The sequence below is a fragment of the Bradyrhizobium sp. 26S5 genome, from assembly GCF_036923295.1.
Taxonomy (GTDB): domain Bacteria; phylum Pseudomonadota; class Alphaproteobacteria; order Rhizobiales; family Xanthobacteraceae; genus Bradyrhizobium; species Bradyrhizobium septentrionale.
On record NZ_CP145948.1, the window covers coordinates 7,153,248 to 7,171,870 of the forward strand.

Sequence of the window (18,623 nt, forward strand, 5' to 3'; positions counted from 1 at the left end):
CGCATGCTGCACCGCCACATAACGCAATCGAGATTAACGCCAAACGCACATCAGCCGCGCGAAAGCGGATGATCGGACAATTTAGCCTTTGCCTTCACTGGAACGGCTCTAATAAGATAAACCTATGATCCAATTCAAAAACCAGAACAACGCCACGTGAGCGTTCGTCGTCAACGATAAGGCCGCGCGGTCAGGCTTTTCGCGCGGGTCAAAGGTAGGAATGAAACCGACTGATATCTCGGCGCCGGATTACTTTCACAAAGTAGTCGATTGCCAATGGGCCTGTCCCGCACACACCCCCGTTCCCGAGTACATCCGGTTGATTGCTGAGGGGCGTTACAGCGACGCCTATATGATCAATTGGCAGTCCAACGTGTTCCCCGGGATCCTGGGACGCACCTGTGACCGTCCATGCGAGCCGGCGTGCCGCCGCGGCCGGGTCGAGGAAACTCCGGTCGCGATCTGCCGCCTGAAGCGCGTCGCCGCCGACTTCAAGGACGACATCAAGCATCGGCTGCCGAAGCCGGGACCGAAGAACGGCAAGCGCATTGCGCTGGTCGGCGGCGGCCCCGCCTCGCTCGCGGTGGCGCGCGATCTGGCGCCGCTCGGCTATCACTGCACCGTGTTCGACGGCGACCCCAAGGCCGGCGGCATGATGCGGAGCCAGATTCCAAAGTTCCGCCTGCCTGACAGCGTGATCGACGAGGAGACCGACTACGTCCTCAACATCGGTGTCGAGTTCAAGGGCGGCCAGCGCGTCGACAGCCTGAAGCAGCTTCTAGCCGACAACTACGACGCGATCTTTGTCGGCTCGGGCGCGCCGCGCGGCCGCGAGCTCGACATTCCGGGCCGCAAGGAGGCTGCCGCCAATATCCATATCGGGATCGACTGGCTGGCCAACGTGTCGTTCGGCCATGTCGACAAGATCGGCCGCCGCGTCATCGTGCTCGGCGGCGGCAACACCGCGATGGATTGCTGCCGCACCGCGCGCCGCCTCGGCGGCGAGGACGTCAAGGTGATCGTGCGCTCGGGCTTCGAGGAAATGAAGGCCTCGCCCTGGGAAAAGGAAGACGCGATCCACGAGGACATCCCGATCCTCAATTTCATGGTGCCGGTGGCATTCAAGCACGTGGCCGGCAAGCTCATCGGTGTCACCTTCCAGAAGGTGCGGGCCGAATACGACGCCAAGGGCCGCCGCAATCTGGTGCCGGCGGGCGAGCCTGACCAGACCATTCCCTGCGACGACGTGCTCGTTGCGGTCGGCCAGGAAAATGCGTTCCCCTGGATCGAAGCCGATTGCGGCATCGAATTCGACAAGTGGCACATGCCGAAGGTCGACCCCAAGACGTTCGTCTCGACCAATCCGAAGGTGTTCTTCGGCGGCGATGCGGCGTTCGGGCCGAAGAACATCATCTGGGCGGTGGCGCACGGCCACGACGCCGCGCTGTCCATTCACAAGATGTTGTCCGGCGAGGACATCAACGAACGCCCACTGCCCGAGGTGCACATCTCCTCGCAGAAGATGGGCATCCACGAGTGGAGCTACGACAACGACATTTCCGCCGACAAGCGCTTCAAGGTGCCGCATCGCGATAAGGTGATCGCGCTGAAGGACATCCGCGCCGAAGTCGAGCTCGGTTACGACCTCAAGCTCGCGCTTGGCGAGGCCCAGCGCTGCCTGAATTGCGACGTGCAGACGGTGTTTTCCGCGCCGCTCTGCATCGAATGCGACGCCTGCGTCGACATCTGTCCGATGGACTGCATCACCTTCACCGAGAACGGTGAGGAGGATGATCTGCGGCAGCGGCTGAAAGCCCCCTCGCCGCATCACGACCAGGCGCTTTACATCGCAGAAGGCCTGAAGACCGGGCGGGTGATGGCAAAGGACGAAGACGTCTGCCTGCATTGCGGGCTGTGTGCCGAGCGCTGCCCGACCGGCGCCTGGGACATGCAGAAGTACCTCATCGATATGGTTCAAGCGGGATCAACATGTCAGTCCAAAGCCCGATCAGCAGCGTAAACGACTTCGTCGTCCGTTTCGCCAACGTCAACGGTTCGGGCTCGGCGTCGGCCAACGAGCTGTTCGCGCGCTCGATCCTGCGCCACGGCGTGCCGGTGTCCCCGCGCAACATCTTCCCCTCCAACATCCAGGGCCTGCCGACCTGGTATGAGGTGCGCGTCACCGAGGAAGGCCATCTCGGCGCCCGCGGCGGCGTCGACATGATGGTGGCGATGAACCCGCAGACCTGGGACAAGGACGTCGCCTCGATCGAGCCCGGCGGCTATCTGTTCTACGATTCGACCAAGCCGATGCCGACGTCGAAATTCCGCGAGGACATCACCGTCATCGGCGTGCCGCTGACCGCGATCACCAACTCGACCTACACCGATCCGCGGCAGCGCCAGCTGTTCAAGAACATCATCTATCTCGGCGCGCTCTGTGCGCTGCTCGACCTCGACCCCAAGCTGGTCGAGCAGCTGATCGGCGAGCAGTACAAGGGCAAGGAGAAGCTGCTCTCCTCCAACGTCCATGCGCTGCATCTCGGCCGCGACTGGGCGCTGCAGAACCTGAAATGCCCGACCGGGCTCCGGGTGAAGAAGTCCGACAAGGTCGGCGACCGTATCTTCATCGAAGGCAACAGCGCGGCCGCGCTCGGTGCCGTCTATGGCGGCGCCACCGTGTGCGCCTGGTATCCGATCACGCCGTCATCGTCGGTGGCGGAAGCCTTCACCAGCCACTGCAAGAAGTATCGTCACGATCCCGAGACCGGCAAGGCGAAGTACGCCATCGTGCAGGGCGAGGACGAGCTCGCCTCGATCGGCATCGTGATCGGCGCCTCCTGGAACGGCGCGCGGGCCTTCACCGCAACCTCGGGCCCAGGCATCTCGCTGATGACCGAGTTCATCGGCCTGTCCTATTTCGCCGAGATCCCGGCCGTGATCATGAACATCCAGCGCGCCGGCCCCTCGACGGGCATGCCGACCCGCACGCAGCAATGCGACGTGATCGCCTGCGCCTATGCCTCGCACGGCGACACCAAGCACGTGCTGCTGTTCCCGGAAGATCCGGCGGAGGCGTTCGAGTTCGCCGCCGCCGCGTTCGATCTCGCCGAGCGGCTGCAGACCACGATCTTCCTGATGCTCGATCTCGACATCGGCATGAACCACCGGCTGTGCCGCCCGCTGAAGTGGGATGACGCAAGGCAATATGACCGCGGCAAGGTGATGACCGCGGAGATGCTCGAGGAAGGCCGCGACTTCGGCCGCTATCTCGACGTCGACGGCGACGGCATCCCCTATCGGACCTATCCGGGCACGCATCCGACCAAGGGCTCCTACTTCACCCGCGGCACCTCGCGCGACCGCTACGCGCGCTATTCCGAGGAAGGCGCCGTCTACGCCGACAACATGCAGCGCCTGGTGCGCAAATTCGAGACCGCGCAGGACATGGTGCCGCGGCCGCTGCAGGCCAATGCGGCGAAGCCGACCAAGTACGGCGTGATCTATTTCGGCTCGACCTCGCCCGCGATGGACGAGGCGATCGGGATCCTGGAGGCACGCGGCCATCAGCTCGACCGCATGCGCATCCGCGCCTTCCCGTTCCACTCCAGCGTCGCGAGCTTCATCGCCGATCACGACTTCGTCTATGTGGTCGAGCAGAACCGCGACGCGCAGCTCCGCCAGCTGATCGTCAACGAGAACGGCATCGACCCTGTGCGGCTGGTGCCGATCCTGCACTATGACGGCACGCCGATCACCGCGCGCTTCATCGCCAATTCGATCGGCGACCACCAGGATCATCTCAAGGTGACCCCTCTCCGCAAGGCCGTGACATGACCTACATTGCAAAGCCGAAGTTTCATCATCCCGGCCTGAAGAAGAACGAGCTGGGCTATACCCATCGCGATTACGAGGGGAAGATCTCGACCCTGTGCGCCGGCTGCGGCCACGATTCGATCACCGCCTCGATCATCGAAGCCTGCTACGAGCTCTCGATCGAGCCGCACCGGGTGGCGAAGATTTCCGGCATCGGCTGCTCGTCGAAGACGCCGGACTATTTCCTCGGCAATTCGCACGGCTTCAACTCGGTGCATGGCCGCATGCCGTCGGTCCTGACCGGCGCCAACCTCGCCAACCGCGACCTGATCTATCTCGGCGTCTCCGGCGACGGCGATTCCGCCTCGATCGGCTTCGGCCAGTTCGCGCATTCGATCCGGCGCGCCGTCAACATGACCTATATCGTCGAGAACAACGGCGTATACGGCCTGACCAAGGGCCAATTTTCCGCGACCGCCGACCGCGGGTCGAAGTCCAAGAAGGGCGTCACCAACACCGACAACGCGATCGACCTGGTTGCGATCGCGCTGCAGCTTGGCGCCACCTTCGTGGCGCGCAGCTTCTCCGGCGACAAGACCCAGCTGGTGCCGCTGATCGCCGCCGCCATTCGCCACAAGGGCGCCTCCTTCATCGACGTGATCAGCCCCTGCATCGCCTTCAACAACCACGCCGGCTCGACCAAGAGTTTTGACTATGTCCGCGAGCACAATGACGCGGTGAACCGCCTCGACGTGCTGGTCGGCCGCGAGCCGATCAGCGTCGACTACGCGCCCGGCACGGTGCAGGTGGTCGAGCAGCATGACGGCACGCGGCTCGCACTGCGCAAGCTCGACGCCGACTACGATCCGCACGATCGGCTCGGAGCACAGACCTTCCTGCAGAAGCATGCGGCCAAGGGCCAGATCGTCACCGGCCTGCTTTATGTCGATCCGGACGCCGAGGATCTGCACACCCATCTCGACACCGTCGAGACGCCGCTCAACACCATGGACGAACAGGCGCTTTGCCCCGGTTCGGCCGTGCTGGACAAGATCAACGCCAGCCTGCGCTGAGCTTGAATCTGGTTTCAAACCGGGCCCTCCGGACTTTGCCGGAAGGCCCGGTTTGCGTTCATGCCGCTACTTGTCGCTCAGCACATCGCCGAACAGTGCCCAGGACTTGCCGTCGAACCGCGCCATCTGGATCTGGCGGATCGGCGTCACATTGTCGGGCTCGGTCTGCACCTTGATGCCCGGCAGCAGCATCGGCAGTTCGAGCGCCTTCAGATTGGTGGCCTGCTTGATGATGTTGTCGCGGCTGTAATCGCCGTTGCAGTTCTTCAGCACCGCCGTCATCACCTGGGCGACCGTGTAGCCCTGCACGTTGAAGAGATCGCCCGGGCTCGCATTCGGCTGGTACTTCTTCATCCAGGCCGAAAACTCCTTCTGCGCGGGATCGTCGGCCCAGCGCGGATCGGTCGGGTCCTTCAGATAAAGGCCGGTCACGACGCCGATGACGTTCTCGAGCCCGGCCGGCTCCAGCACGGCGGAGACGGAGTTGGAGACGGTCGGCAGGATGGTCAGCGGCTTCCAGCCCATGCTCGCCGCCTTGCGCAGCGCCTGGGCTGCGAATTTCGGCGTCGCTTCGGCGAAGAACACGTCCGCACCGGACTCGCGCATCGTCACCATCTGGGAATCAATGGTCGGGTCGGTCGTGAGGTAAGTGGTCTCCGCGACGATCTGGCCGACATGCTCGCCAAGCCCATCCTTGAAACCCCTGAGATAATCCTTGCCGGCGTCCTCGTTCGGCGTGATGACGGCGATCTTGGCGTCCGGCTTGGTCTTCAGGATGTATTTTGCGTAGAGCCGTCCTTCCAGTTCGTAGGTCGGATTGAAGCCGACCGTCCACGGGAACTGCTTCGGGTCGTTCCAGCGCGTCGCGCCGGAGGACACGAACAGCTGCGGCACGTGCTTGATGTTCAGATATTTCTGCACGGAGATGTTGGGCGCGGTGCCGACCGCGCTGAAGATCGCGAGCACCTCGTCCTGCTCGACGAGCTTTCGGGTCTGCTCGACGGTCTTCGACGGCGAATAGGCATCGTCGAGACTCTCGAAGTCGATCTTGCGGCCGTTGATGCCGCCCTGATCGTTGAGCATCTGGAAATAGGCGGCTTCGGCGCGTGCGATCGTGCCGTAGGCCGATGCCGGGCCGCTATAGGGCGCGGTGTTTCCGATCCTGATCGCGGTGTCGGCGGCAACGGACGGTGAGATCGACGCGACCGTGAGCGCGGTGAAGGCGAGAAAGGCCGCCAGGCGGGAGCGAGTTGACAAGGGCATATCCTTTTCTTGGTTTTCTTGACGCGGCGCACATTATCAATCGCGCCCGCGCAGGCAATCGCCAAGAAGCTCCAAGAGGATCGCTGCGCAATTTCCGCATGCCGGCAATCACGTTCGCGCGCGGAACGCTTGCGCTTTCAACTCCGGAATGTTGCCGGGATGTTCATGATGTGAGCCTTCGATAGAAATGAAGGTTCACCAAGCAAGACAGTCATTCCGCGCGGCGGTCGGCGCCGCGCTATCCGTTCGCTCGTGTTGTCCTCAAGCCGCAACCGCAGCCGCGCGCGGGCTGACGACGTACTCCTTCAGCACCTTGTCGGTGCCGTCGACTTCGGTCAGCGCGACGTCGTAGGACCAGAGATCGGCGAGATGCTGCAGCACGCGCCGCGTGTCGATCTCGTTGAGCTGGGCGCCCTTCACGGTTGAGTGACGCAGCATCAGACGGCGATCACCGTCCAGATCGACATCCACGACCTCGATATTGGCGTCGACAAAGCCGACGTCGTATTGCCGCGCCAGCTCGCGCCTGACCCGGCGGTAGCCACGCTCGTCATGGATCGCATCGACCTTGATCCCCTGGCTTTCCGCGGGGTCGTCGTGCAAATGGAACATGCGGAAGCGCCGGATCAGCGCCGGGCTGAGGAACTGGCTGATGAAGCTCTCGTCGCGGTAGTTGCTCCAGATCTCGCGCAGCACACCTTCGACGTCGCCCTTGCCGGCAATGTCGGGGAACCATTCGCGGTCCTCGTCCTCCGGCGTCTTCACGATCCGCTCGATGTCCTGCATCATGGCGAAGCCGAGCGCATAGGGATTGAAGCCGGAATAGCGACGGTCGTCGAACTCGGGCTGGAACACCACATTGGTGTGCGACTGCAGGAATTCGAGGAAATTGCCGTCGGTGAGCCGGCCCTGCTGATGCAGCCGGCTCATGATGCGGTAATGGACGTAGGTCGCGGTGCCCTCGTTCATCACCTTGGTCTGGCCCTGCGGATAGAAGTACTGCGCGATGTGGCGCACGATGCGAATGAGTTCGCGCTGCCAGGGTGCGAGACGCGGCGCGGTCTTCTCGAGGAAGTAGAGGATGTTCTCCTGCGGCAAACCGAGCAGCGCGTGGCGGCGCTCGGCGGTGAGCGCGGCCTTGCTCTTGGCCTTGGTGTTCGGCACCGTCCGCCACAAATCGTTGAACACGCTTTCCTCGTGCTGCCGGCGCTCGCCGGCGCGCTTCTCCTCGGCACGCAGGTCGAGCGTCTTCTTGCCGGGGTAGCGGTCGACACCATGCGACATCAGCGCATGCGCGGCATCGATCGTCCGCTCCACCGTCTCGCGGCCATGGCGGTCCTCGCAGACCGCGATGTAGCCCTTGGCGAATTCGAGATAGTCGAGGATGCCGTCGGCGTCGGTCCACTGCTTGAACAGATAGTTGTTCTTGAAGAAGTGATTGTGCCCGAACGCCGCGTGCGCGATCACCAGCGTCTGCATCGTCGCCGTGTTCTCCTCCATCAGATAGGAAATGCACGGCGAGGAATTGATGACGATCTCATAGGCGAGGCCCATCAGGCCCTTGCGATAGGATGCTTCCTGGAAGGCGAACTGCTTGCCGAACGACCAGTGCTTGTAGAACAGCGGCATGCCGACCGACGAGTAGGCGTCGAGCATCTGCTCGGCGGTGATCACCTCGATCTGGTTGGGATAAACGTCGAGCCCGAGCTCGGTGCGTGCGACTTTCTCGCAGGCGTCGTGAATCCGCTGCAGCGTCTGGAAATCCCAGTCGGCGCCCTCGAACAGCCGTTCGCCGGAAGAACCCATTACGCTACCCTTTCCTGCTTGCTGCGGCGCTTGAACAGGTCCTGGAACACCGGGAAGATCTCGCCGCGCTCGCTCACCTTGCGCATCGACAGCGGCGCGCCCTCGTTGCGGAGCCGCTCATAGAGCGTCCAGAGCGAGGAGTCCGGCATGTCGAAGGTGTAGTTGGCGGCTTCGCCGACCTCGAGATAGGCGAAGAACTGGCAGACCGGCAGGATCTTGTCGGTCAGGAGATGGCCGGTCAGCCCGCTGTCGGACGTCATGTTGTCGCCGTCGGAGGCCTGGGCGGCATAGATATTCCAGTCGGCCGGGCGGAAGCGGGTGCGGACGATGTCGTTCATCGCAACCAGCGCGCTCGACACCAGCGTGCCGCCGGACGCCGGTCCATGGAAGAACGTATCCTCGTCGACCTCCTCGGCGCGGTCGGTGTGGCGGATGAAGACGATCTCGACGTGCTTGTAGCGCCGCTTCAGGAACACGTAGAGCAGCATGTAGAACCGCTTTGCCAGGTCCTTCATGTGCTCGGACATCGAGCCGGAGACGTCCATCAGGCAGAACATCACGGCCTGCGCCACCGGTTTCGGCACCGTCTCAAAGCGGCGGTAGCGGATGTCGATCGGATCGATGAACGGAATGCGCTTGACCTTGGCCTTCAGCGCTTCGAGCTGCGCCACGAGCTCACGGCGCCGCGTCTCGTCATCGCATTCCGCAAGCTCGGCCTCGAGCGCCTCGACCTCGTCCTTGCGCGGCCGGCGCAGCGCCACACGCCGCGCCAGCGCCCGGCTCACCGTGCGGCTGATCGAGATGTTGGCGGGCGAGCCCGATGTCGCATAACCCGCGCGCCGGAGGCCCTCGCTCTCGGTTTCCGCGAGCTTGCGCTTTTCAAGGTCGGGCAATTCGAGGTCGTCGAGGAAAAGGTCGACGAACTCCTCGCGGCTGAGCACGAAGCGGAAGGCGTCCTCGCTGTCGCCCTCGCCGGCGCCGGAGCCCTTGGCACCGCTCTGGTTCGGGCGCTGCAGCCAGTCGCCCTCGACGAACTTCTTGTTGCCGGGCAGCACCATGTCGCGCGTGCCGCCCTCGCGCCGGAACCGCGGCTCGTCCATGCCGTCCAGCGGGATCGTCACCTCGCCGCCCTCCAGGACATCCTTGATGTCCCGGTCCTGCGACGACTTCTTGACAGCCCCCTGCACCAGCGCCTTGGCGCGCCGCAGGAAACGCTGACGGTTCTCCAGGCTCTTGCTACCCGGATTCAGCCGCCGATCGACGATATGCATGACCACTTTGCATCTGCCTCGCGCCGGATGCGATCATCACCAGTCGCATCGCATTCTTTTTGGACGGGACGGAACGGAGAGCCGGTGCCGGCTCTCCGGATCGTGCACTAGCCGGCCTGCTTGACCCGCATGTACCACTCGACGAGCCGGCGGACCTGGCGCTCGGTATAGCCGCGCTCCACCATCCGCTCGACGAACTCGCCGTGCTTCTTCTCGGTCTCGCCGTCCTTCTTCGAACCGAACGAGATGACCGGAAGCAGATCCTCGACCTGAGAGAATATCCGCTTCTCGATCACGTCGCGAACCTTTTCGTACGAGGTCCAGCTCGGGTTCTTGCCATTGTTGTGCGCCCGCGAGCGCAGCGAGAACTTGACGACCTCGTTGCGGAAGTCCTTCGGGTTGGCTATGCCAGCCGGCTTCTCGATCTTGGTCAGCTCCTGGTTCAGGAGCTCGCGGTTCATCAGCTGGCCGGTGTCGGGATCCTTGAAGTCCTGATCCTCGATCCAGGCATCGGCGTAGTCGACATAACGATCGAACAGGTTCTGGCCGTAGTCGGCGTAGGATTCCAGATAGGCCTTCTGGATCTCGTTGCCGATGAACTCGGCGTAGCGCGGCGCGAGATCGGCCTTGATGAATTCGAGATAGCGCTTCTCGGTCTCGTCAGGCAGCTGCTCGCGGCGGATCGCCTGCTCCAGCACATACATCAGGTGCACCGCATCGGCGCCGACTTCGGTGGTGTCATGGTTGAAGGTCGAGGCCAGCACCTTGAAGGCAAAGCGGGTGGAGACGCCGTCCATGCCCTCGTCGACGCCGGCCGCGTCCTTGTACTCCTGCACGCTGCGCGCCTTCGGATCGGATTCCTTGAGGCTCTCGCCGTCGTAGACCCGCATCTTGCCGAACAGCGTCGAGTTCTCGTGCTTGCGCAGCCGCGACATCACCGAGAAGCGCGCCATCGTCTCCAGCGTCGCCGGAGCGCATGGCGCGGCGGCAAGCTCGGAGCCCTGGATCAGCTTCTCGTAGATCTTCTGCTCTTCGGTCACCCGCAGGACGTACGGGACCTTGATGACGCAGATGCGGTCGATGAAGGCCTCGTTGTTCTTGTTGGTCTTGAAGCTCTGCCACTCCGCCTCGTTGGAGTGCGCGAGGATGATGCCGGTGAACGGGATCGCGCCGATGTTCTCGGTGCCGATGTAGTTGCCCTCCTGCGTCGCGGTCAGCAGCGGGTGCAGCATCTTGATCGGCGCCTTGAACATTTCGACGAACTCGAGCACACCCTGGTTGGCGCGGTTGAGGCCGCCGGAATAGCTGTAGGCGTCGGGATCGTTCTGGGCGTAGGTCTCGAGCTTGCGGATGTCGACCTTGCCGACCAGCGAGGAGATGTCCTGGTTGTTCTCGTCACCGGGCTCCGTCTTGGCAACCGCGATCTGGCGCAGCCGGGAGGGCTGGATGCGCGCGACGCGGAATTGCGAGATGTCGCCGCCGAAGGCTTCGAGCCGCTTGTAGGCCCAGGGCGACATCAGCCCGCTCAGCCGGCGGCGCGGAATGCCGTACTTCTCCTCGATCATCGGGCCAAGCGTCTCGGGATCAAACAGCCCGAGCGGGCTCTCGAACACCGGTGACAGCTCGTCACCCGCCTTCAGCACGTAGATCGGATGAATTTCCATCAGCGCCTTGATGCGCTCGGCAAGCGACGACTTGCCGCCGCCGACCGGCCCGAGCAGATAGAGGATCTGCTTGCGCTCCTCGAGGCCCTGCGCGGCGTGGCGGAAGAAGCCGACGAGGCGCTCGATCGTGTCCTCCATGCCGTAGAAGCCGGCGAAGGCTGGATACGATCTGATCGTACGGTTCAAAAAGATACGGCCAAGGCGTGGGTCCTTGGCCGTGTCGATCATCTGAGGCTCACCGATCGCCGCTAATAACCGCTCGGCCGCATTGGCATATCGCATCGGATCGCTTCGACACGACTCCAGATACTCGGCCATCGACATGTCGGTCTGGCTTCGCGCTTCAAACGACCTTGCGAAGGCGTTGAACAAAGAATCGTTGTACATGATCCCTCTCTCCACGATATGTATCGCCGCACGACTGACACGAGTCGCAACCAGAGTATCCAAGGATCGAATCAGCGTCGGCACGCTGGGTCCATTGGACACTCGACCGACTCACTTCGGCAATGCACGGCGCGTGCAGCCTCTGCCTTATCAACAGGCAGGAAGCTTAATGGTTCATCAATATCCCCCGACAGTAGCCTGTTTTTGACGGTTGTAGCGCCTCCGCAACATCCGTGGTTTACCGGGGCCCAGGCCTCCGAGGCGGACATCCGAGCGGGGCAACTTCCCCGTCCGGCGATGAACGTTAGCCTCCCTGAAAAGGTGTGACCGTCCAGCCTTGGCGTCAAGATGCATGCCTCACAAGCTGCATGAACAATCTGTCAGACAGCGTTGAACGTGCCTCCTTGTCGCCGCGACTAAGGCAACGAGCCCGCGCAGTTCCGCGCGGCACCATTGCCGCGCCTAGATGTGACACCTTGGAGGCACGGCATATTCCCGAGACGGTCATGCAGCGGACGTTCCTTGTTGTCGCAGCCGCGGCCTGCGCCGGCGCGGCGTTAACCGCCCAGACGAAGGAAGCCGTCGACAAGGCGACGGCGGCCGCCTTCGACAACAGGATGTTCGCCGGCCCGCCCGGCGCGAAAGCCTATGCCTGCTTTGCGAGGCGCTACGATGCAAATCATCTGGCGCAGCACCCGAAGCAGAAGGTCAGCGCGATGAAGCTTCTGGTGTCAGCCGAAGACGCGCCGGAGGACAAGACCACCAATTACTCGTTCCGCCTCGGCGTCACCTACCGCCACCGCCCCGGCAATTTCGACTCCAGCGGCTACTGCAATCACGCGATCGAGTCCGGCCACGAGGTGCGCTTCGAATGCGGCGTGGATTGTGAGGGCGGCGGCATCACCGTGGCGCTGTCGAAGGACAACAAATCCGCGACCGCGCGCCTTGGCCGCATCCTTGGCCGCATCATGGTGTGGAATCGCGACAAGCCCGACGACGACGCGCGCGAAGCGCTGTTCGCCGGCGCCGACGACAAGATCTTTCGCGTCGACCGCGCGAACTCGAGCGAATGCGCCGAACTTGTGACCGACCGCCAGGAACTCGCTGCGCTCCGCCACAAATGATGGGCTTGCCCAAGCGGAAAACACCAAGTCGAAAACACCAAATCAACAACATCAGCGCGGGGGGACGCCATGCACCGACGCAGCATCCTGTGGGGCACGCTCTCGGGGATCGGCGCCGCCTTCGCGGCGTCACGGGCGAACGCCGCCACCGCGGCACCGCCGCAGAAGCTGAAGGTGGTCTGTCACCTCGATGACCTCGACAAGGTCAATTTCGTGATCGGCAACATCCAGAACCATCTCGACGGCGTCGGCGGCCCGGACAATGTGACGATCGCGCTCGTGGTGCACGGCCAGGCGCTGAAGGCGTTTCATTCGGCCGCAGCCAACCCCGACCTGGCAAAGCGTGTCGGACAGTTCACGGGGTCCGGAATTGAACTCGCCGCCTGCCGCAACACCATGAAATCACAGAACATCGGCCTGAAGGACCTGCTCCCGGGCTTCGTTGCCGCCGAGCGCGGCGGCGTGGTCCGCCTCGCCGAGCTGCACTCCCAGAGCTACCTCTACCTGGGGCCCTGACGTGCAGCCGTGCGCCGCGATGCGTCATAAAAATGTGCCGAGATCAGGGTCTGCTCGGACCGCCTCCCAAGGGATCGAGAAGGGATCGAACTGTTGTGAATGGCGTTATCCCTTGGGAATGCTGATATTCCGCCCGGGCTCCACCCTATGTTGACAATCCGCCTCCGCCCCCGAAAGCTGCCCGGGAACCCAAAAATCGACCCTCGATCGAACGAGAACAGGCACCCATGAACCCCGTCAAAGCACTCGAAAATCACCGCCAGGCCGTCTGGCTGGACTTCCTCGCCCGCGGCTTCATCGCCAAGGGCGACCTGAAGCGGCTGATCGAGACCGACGGCGTCAAAGGCGTGACGTCCAACCCCTCGATCTTCGAGAAGGCGATCGGCAGCTCGGACGAGTATGACGGCGCGATCGGCCAGGCCCTCAAGAAGGGCGATCGCTCGATCGCCGACCTGTTCGAGCATCTCGCGGTCGGGGACATCCAGCACGCCGCCGACGTGCTGCGCCCGGTCTACGACAAAAGCCACGGCGGCGACGGCTTCGTCAGCCTCGAAGTGTCGCCCTATCTCGCGATGGACACCAAGGGCACGATCGCGGAGGCCGAGCGGCTCTGGAAGGACGTCCACCGCAAGAACCTGATGGTCAAGGTACCGGCGACGTCGGAGGGATTGCCTGCGATCGAGCATCTAATCGGCGAAGGCATCAGCATCAACATCACGCTGCTGTTTTCGCAGGAGGTCTATCGCCAGGTCGCGGAGGCCTATCTCAAGGGCCTGGAAAAATACGTCGCCAAGGGCGGCGACCCCTCCCATATCGCAAGCGTCGCGAGCTTCTTCGTCAGCCGCATCGACAGCGCTGTCGACAAGCAGCTCGACGAGAAGATAGCGAAGGCCAACGATCCGCACGAAAAGGAGCGGCTCGCGGCGTTGAAGGGCAAGGTCGCGATCGCAAACGCAAAGCTGGCCTACCAGGACTACAAGCGCCTGTTCTGGGGCGCGCGCTGGGACAAGCTCAAGGCCAAGGGCGCCAAGCCGCAGCGGCTGTTGTGGGCGTCCACCGGCACCAAGAACAAGGACTACAGCGACGTGCTCTATGTCGAGGAGCTGATCGGCCCCGACACCGTCAACACCGTGCCGCCGGCAACGCTCGACGCGTTCCGCGATCACGGCAAGGTGCGCGACAGCCTCGAGGAGAATGTCGACGACGCCCGTCACGTGCTGGAGGAGCTGGAGAAGTCCGGCATCTCGCTCGATGCGATCACCGAGGAACTGGTCAAGGACGGCGTCAAGCTGTTCGCCGACGCGGCCGACAAGCTTTACGGCGCGGTTGCCCACAAGCGCGCGACCTCGCTCGGCGGCGGCATCGACCACCAGAAGCTCGCGCTCGGTGCCACCATCGAGAAGGCGGTCGAGAAGAGCGCGGAGGAATGGCGCGTCTCGGCCAAGATCCGACGGCTGTGGCAGAAGGACAAGTCGGTCTGGACCGGCGACGACGAGAACAAATGGCTGGGCTGGCTGACCAGTGCGGCCTCTGCCGACGTGGCCGACTACGAGGATTTCGCGCAGCGCGTGAAATGGCAGAACTTCACCGACGCCGTCGTGCTCGGCATGGGCGGATCGAGCCTTGGGCCGGAGGTGCTGGCGCAAACCTTCCCGCACCGCACAGGCTTCCCGCGGCTGCACGTGCTCGACTCCACCGACCCGGCGCAGGTGCGCGCGATGGAGGAGTATGTCGACATCTCCAGGACGCTGTTCATCGTCTCCTCCAAATCCGGCGGCACCACCGAGCCGAACGTGATGAAGGACTATTTCTTCGATCGGGTGGCCAAGGCGATCGGCAAGGACCTGGCCGGCCACCGTTTCATCGCGGTGACCGATCCGGGCTCATCGCTGCAGAAGGTCGCGATCAAGCAGGGTTTCGCCCGCATCTTCTACGGGGATCCTGCGATCGGCGGCCGCTATTCCGTGCTGTCGCCGTTCGGCCTGGTGCCGGCGGCCGCCGCAGGCATCGACGTCCGCAGCCTGCTCGGCCATACCCTCGCCATGGCGCGCTCCTGCGGGGCCGACGTGCCGCCGCAGGAAAACCCGGGCGTGCAGCTCGGGCTTGCGATGGGCATCGCCGGGCTCGACGGCCGCGACAAGGTGACGATCTTCTCCTCGCCAGACGTCGCCGATTTCGGCGCCTGGGCCGAGCAGCTGATCGCGGAATCGACCGGCAAGGACGGCAAGGGCCTGATCCCGATCGAGGGCGAGACGATCGGCGACGCCGCGGTCTACGGCAACGACCGCTTCTTCATCGACCTGCGCACCGAGGGCGAGCACGATGCTGCCCATGAGGCAAAACTCGCCGCGCTGGAGGCTGCGGGCCATCCCGTCGTGCGCATCGTGATGAAGTCGATCGACCATATCGGCCAGGAATTCTTCCGGTTCGAGATCGCGACCGCGGTGGCAGGCTCCATCCTCGGCATCAACCCGTTCAACCAGCCCGACGTCGAGGCCGCCAAGATCAAGACGCGCGAGCTGACCGCAGCCTTCGAGAAGACCGGATCGCTGCCGGCCGAGCAGCCGGTGGTGTCCGCCGACGGGGTCGATCTCTACACCGATGCGCAGAACGCCGAGGACCTGCGCAAGGCCGGCGCCAATGGCGACCTCAATTCCTGGATCAAGGCCCATCTCTCGCGCTCCGGCCGCGGCGACTATGTCGCGCTGCTCGCCTATATCGAGCGTGACGGCGACACCATCGACGCCATGCAGGCGATGCGGCTGAAAGTGCGTGATACCAAGCGCCTTGCGACCTGCGCCGAGTTCGGCCCGCGCTTCCTGCATTCGACCGGGCAGGCCTACAAGGGCGGCCCCGACAGCGGCGTGTTCCTGCAGGTCACGACCGACGATGCCCAGGACCTGGCGGTGCCCGGCCAGAAAGCGAGCTTCGGCGTGATCAAGGCGGCGCAGGCGCGCGGCGATTTCGACGTGCTCACCGAGCGCGGCCGGCGGGCACTGCGCGTGCATCTCAAGGGTGACCTCGCCTCCGGGCTCGCGGCGCTCGACGCCGCGATCTCGGCTGCGTTGAACTGACGGAGGCGAGGATGCAACTCGGCATGATCGGCCTCGGGCGGATGGGCGGCAACATCGTCCGCCGCCTGATGACCCAGGGCCATACCACTGTGGTCTATGACAAGGATCCTAAGGCGGTCGCGGCGCTGGTGGCGGACAATGCCACCGGCGCCTCGTCGCTGGAGGATTTCGTCCTCAAGCTGGAACCGCCGCGCACCGCCTGGGTGATGCTGCCGGCCGGCAAGATCACCGAAACCACCATCGACGCGCTCGCAAAGCTGATGCAGCCCGGCGACGTCATCATCGACGGCGGCAACACCTTCTGGCAGGACGACGTCCGCCGCGGCAAGGCGCTCAGGGAGCGCGGGCTGCACTATGTCGATGTCGGCACCAGCGGCGGCATCTGGGGCATCGAGCGCGGCTATTGCATGATGATCGGCGGCGACAAGGGAGTGGTCGATCGACTCGACCCGATCTTCAAGACGCTGGCGCCCGGCATCGGCGACATCCCACGCACCCCCGGCCGCGAGGGCCGCGATGCCAGGATCGAGCAGGGCTACATCCACGCCGGCCCTGTCGGCGCCGGGCATTTCGTCAAGATGATCCACAACGGCATCGAGTACGGCCTGATGCAGGCCTATGCCGAAGGCTTCGACATCCTGAAGAACGCCAGTATCGAGGCGTTGCCGCCGGAGCATCGGTTCGATCTCGATATCGCCGACATCGCGGAAGTCTGGCGGCGCGGCAGCGTGATCCCGTCCTGGCTGCTCGACCTCACCGCCTCGGCGCTGGCGCAGAACCATACGCTCGACAATTATTCCGGCTTTGTCGAGGATTCCGGCGAAGGCCGCTGGACCGTCAATGCCGCGGTCGATGAGGCGGTGCCGGCCGAGGTGCTGACGGCTGCGCTCTACACCCGCTTCCGCTCGCGCAAGGATCACACCTTCGCGGAGAAGATCCTCTCGGCGATGCGCGCAGGTTTCGGCGGCCACAAGGAGCCGCCGAAGAAGGCCTAGATTTCGAGCGAAGCCTGTCCTGCACTTGATGCGGGATGGGCACCGGTTCGCGTGAAGAAAGCGCGTCAAAACCAGAATCTCGAGCCCCCGTTCCGATTCAATCGGAACGGGGGCTCCAGAAGACAACCGCGGAAGGTCACGTGCAGAAGAAACCCGATCCCTGCTCTTTCATCATCTTCGGCGCTACCGGTGATCTGACACACCGGCTGGTGGTCCCGGCGCTCTACAATCTTGCCGCAGGCAATCTGTTGCCGGACAAATTCTGTGTCGTCGGCATTGTCCGCAAGGGGATGTCGAGCGAGCAGCTGACCGACAGCCTGATGCAGGGGCTTCGCAAATTCGCCACCCGCCCGGTGGATGAGGCGATCGCGAAGCGGCTGTTCGAATGTGTCACCTCGGTCGAGGCCGATCCGCGCGATCCTGCGTCGTTCGATGCCATGAACGAACGGCTCGACAGGCTCGAGACGGCGCGCGACACCGGCGGCAACCGGCTGTTCTATCTCGCGACCCCGCCGAGCGCCTTCCTGCCGATCAGCGAGCAGCTCGGACGCACCGGCATGCTGGAGGAGAACGGCGCCTGGCGGCGGCTGATCATCGAGAAGCCGTTCGGCACCGATCTGGCATCGGCCAGGGCGCTGAATGCCGCGCTGTTGAAGCTGATGGACGAGCACCAGATCTACCGGATCGACCATTACCTCGGCAAGGAAACCGTCCAGAACATCCTGGTGCTGCGCTTCGCCAACGGCATGTTCGAGCCGATCTGGAATCGCAACCACATCGACCACATCCAGATCACCGTCGACGAGAAGCTCGGCGTCGGCCATCGCGGCAGCTTCTACGACGCCACCGGCGCGCTGCGCGACATGGTGCCGAACCATTTGTTCCAGCTGTTGTCGCTGGTGACGATGGAGCCGCCGGCGCGCTTCGATGCCCACGCCGTACGCTCCGAGAAGGCCGAGGTGCTGAGCGCGATCCAGACCCAGAGCGAGCAGGAGGCGCTGTCCAATTCGGTACGCGGCCAGTACCGCGCAGGCCGGATCGGCGACACCGAGATCGAGGACTATCTCAAGACACCGGACGTCAAGCCCGACAGCTCGACAGAGACCTATGCCGCACTGAAGCTGACCATCGACAATTGGCGCTGGGCCGGCGTGCCGTTCTACCTGCGCACCGGCAAGGCGCTGACCAGCAAGCGCACCGAGATCGCGATCAAGTTCAAGCAGGCGCCGTTCGCAATGTTCCGCGATACGGCGGTCGACCGCCTGTCGCAGAATTACCTGGTCATCTCCACCGAGCCGACCGAAGGCATCGAGCTGCAGTTCAACACCAAAGTGCCGGGCCCGACCATCAATATCGACGGCGTCGAGATGAAGTTCCGCTACAAGGACTACTTCAAGGCCGAACCGTCGACCGGCTACGAGACGCTGATCTATGACTGCATGATCGGCGACAATCTGCTGTTCCAGCGCGCCGACAGCGTCGAGGCCGGATGGCAGGCAGTGCAGCCCTTCCTCGACGCCTGGAAGAGTGCCGGCGGGCGCGGCCTGCAGCCCTACAAGGCCGGCAGCGAAGGCCCGGAGGCCGCCAACGCGCTGCTGACGCGCGACGGCCGCAGCTGGCGGAAGCTCGGCTGA

12 protein-coding genes are annotated in these 18,623 nt (G+C 63.8%); 8 read left to right on the plus strand and 4 right to left on the minus strand.

Annotation, left to right across the window (positions count from 1 at the left end):
- Window positions 1-220: 220 nt before the first annotated feature.
- Genes V5279_RS33795 through V5279_RS33805 form a run of 3 tightly spaced genes read left to right on the plus strand, consistent with a single transcriptional unit; the run spans window position 221 to window position 4,889 of the window.
- Window positions 221-2,020 (plus strand): FAD-dependent oxidoreductase, encoded by a 1,800-nt coding sequence (locus tag V5279_RS33795; protein ID WP_338691393.1) that lies wholly within the window; start codon window positions 221-223, stop codon window positions 2,018-2,020.
- A complete protein-coding gene (locus V5279_RS33800) occupies window positions 1,990-3,837 on the plus strand; it encodes a 2-oxoacid:acceptor oxidoreductase subunit alpha (protein WP_338691394.1) in 1,848 nt (615 codons plus the stop codon). Before V5279_RS33795 ends, V5279_RS33800 begins: the two co-directional genes overlap by 31 nt.
- The gene (locus tag V5279_RS33805; RefSeq protein ID WP_166214664.1) at window positions 3,834-4,889 is read left to right on the plus strand and encodes a 2-oxoacid:ferredoxin oxidoreductase subunit beta; all 1,056 of its coding nucleotides are present in this window, start codon (window positions 3,834-3,836) and stop codon (window positions 4,887-4,889) included. Before V5279_RS33800 ends, V5279_RS33805 begins: the two co-directional genes overlap by 4 nt.
- Before the next feature lie 66 nt (window positions 4,890-4,955).
- On the opposite strand, the gene V5279_RS33810 is transcribed toward V5279_RS33805, so the two are convergent.
- From V5279_RS33810 to V5279_RS33825, 4 genes are all read right to left on the minus strand, one after another.
- On the minus strand, window positions 4,956-6,152 hold the full coding sequence (locus tag V5279_RS33810) for an ABC transporter substrate-binding protein (RefSeq protein ID WP_414645865.1): 1,197 nt from the start codon (window positions 6,150-6,152) through the stop codon (window positions 4,956-4,958).
- A gap of 261 nt (window positions 6,153-6,413) precedes the next feature.
- Entirely contained in the window at window positions 6,414-7,958 is a 1,545-nt protein-coding gene (locus tag V5279_RS33815) for a SpoVR family protein (protein ID WP_338691396.1), read from the minus strand.
- Entirely contained in the window at window positions 7,958-9,229 is a 1,272-nt protein-coding gene (locus V5279_RS33820) for a YeaH/YhbH family protein (protein WP_166304123.1), read from the minus strand. Before V5279_RS33820 ends, V5279_RS33815 begins: the two co-directional genes overlap by 1 nt.
- Before the next feature lie 107 nt (window positions 9,230-9,336).
- Window positions 9,337-11,280, minus strand: coding sequence for a PrkA family serine protein kinase (locus V5279_RS33825; RefSeq protein ID WP_028342433.1), 1,944 nt, complete (start codon window positions 11,278-11,280; stop codon window positions 9,337-9,339).
- A 506-nt stretch (window positions 11,281-11,786) separates the two neighbouring features.
- On the opposite strand from V5279_RS33825, the gene V5279_RS33830 reads away from it, so the two are divergent.
- From V5279_RS33830 to zwf, 5 genes are all read left to right on the plus strand, one after another.
- Window positions 11,787-12,404: a hypothetical protein gene (locus V5279_RS33830; protein ID WP_338701537.1), complete on the plus strand. Its 618-nt coding sequence runs from the start codon at window positions 11,787-11,789 to the stop codon at window positions 12,402-12,404.
- A gap of 69 nt (window positions 12,405-12,473) precedes the next feature.
- Complete coding sequence (locus V5279_RS33835; protein WP_338691398.1) at window positions 12,474-12,920, plus strand: DsrE family protein; 447 nt, start codon at window positions 12,474-12,476, stop codon at window positions 12,918-12,920.
- Between the two features lie 227 nt (window positions 12,921-13,147).
- A complete protein-coding gene (locus V5279_RS33840; protein WP_338691399.1) occupies window positions 13,148-15,994 on the plus strand; it encodes a bifunctional transaldolase/phosoglucose isomerase in 2,847 nt (948 codons plus the stop codon).
- Window positions 15,995-16,005: 11 nt separating this feature from the next.
- Window positions 16,006-16,989 (plus strand): phosphogluconate dehydrogenase (NAD(+)-dependent, decarboxylating), encoded by a 984-nt coding sequence (gene gnd, locus V5279_RS33845; protein ID WP_166304111.1) that lies wholly within the window; start codon window positions 16,006-16,008, stop codon window positions 16,987-16,989.
- A 140-nt stretch (window positions 16,990-17,129) separates the two neighbouring features.
- The gene (zwf, locus tag V5279_RS33850) at window positions 17,130-18,623 is read left to right on the plus strand and encodes a glucose-6-phosphate dehydrogenase (protein WP_166304108.1); all 1,494 of its coding nucleotides are present in this window, start codon (window positions 17,130-17,132) and stop codon (window positions 18,621-18,623) included.

Bases quoted from the DNA above. Each gene is read 5' to 3' on its own strand.
- V5279_RS33830 (WP_338701537.1), top strand. From the start codon at position 11,787: ATGCAGCGGACGTTCCTTGTTGTCGCAGCCGCGGCCTGCGCCGGCGCG.
- V5279_RS33840 (WP_338691399.1), top strand. From the start codon at position 13,148: ATGAACCCCGTCAAAGCACTCGAAAATCACCGCCAGGCCGTCTGGCTG.
- V5279_RS33795 (WP_338691393.1), top strand. From the start codon at position 221: ATGAAACCGACTGATATCTCGGCGCCGGATTACTTTCACAAAGTAGTC.
- gnd (WP_166304111.1), top strand. From the start codon at position 16,006: ATGCAACTCGGCATGATCGGCCTCGGGCGGATGGGCGGCAACATCGTC.
- V5279_RS33835 (WP_338691398.1), top strand. From the start codon at position 12,474: ATGCACCGACGCAGCATCCTGTGGGGCACGCTCTCGGGGATCGGCGCC.
- V5279_RS33805 (WP_166214664.1), top strand. From the start codon at position 3,834: ATGACCTACATTGCAAAGCCGAAGTTTCATCATCCCGGCCTGAAGAAG.
- V5279_RS33820 (WP_166304123.1), bottom strand. From the start codon at position 9,229: ATGCATATCGTCGATCGGCGGCTGAATCCGGGTAGCAAGAGCCTGGAG.
- V5279_RS33815 (WP_338691396.1), bottom strand. From the start codon at position 7,958: ATGGGTTCTTCCGGCGAACGGCTGTTCGAGGGCGCCGACTGGGATTTC.
- V5279_RS33800 (WP_338691394.1), top strand. From the start codon at position 1,990: ATGTCAGTCCAAAGCCCGATCAGCAGCGTAAACGACTTCGTCGTCCGT.
- V5279_RS33810 (WP_414645865.1), bottom strand. From the start codon at position 6,152: ATGCCCTTGTCAACTCGCTCCCGCCTGGCGGCCTTTCTCGCCTTCACC.
- V5279_RS33825 (WP_028342433.1), bottom strand. From the start codon at position 11,280: ATGTACAACGATTCTTTGTTCAACGCCTTCGCAAGGTCGTTTGAAGCG.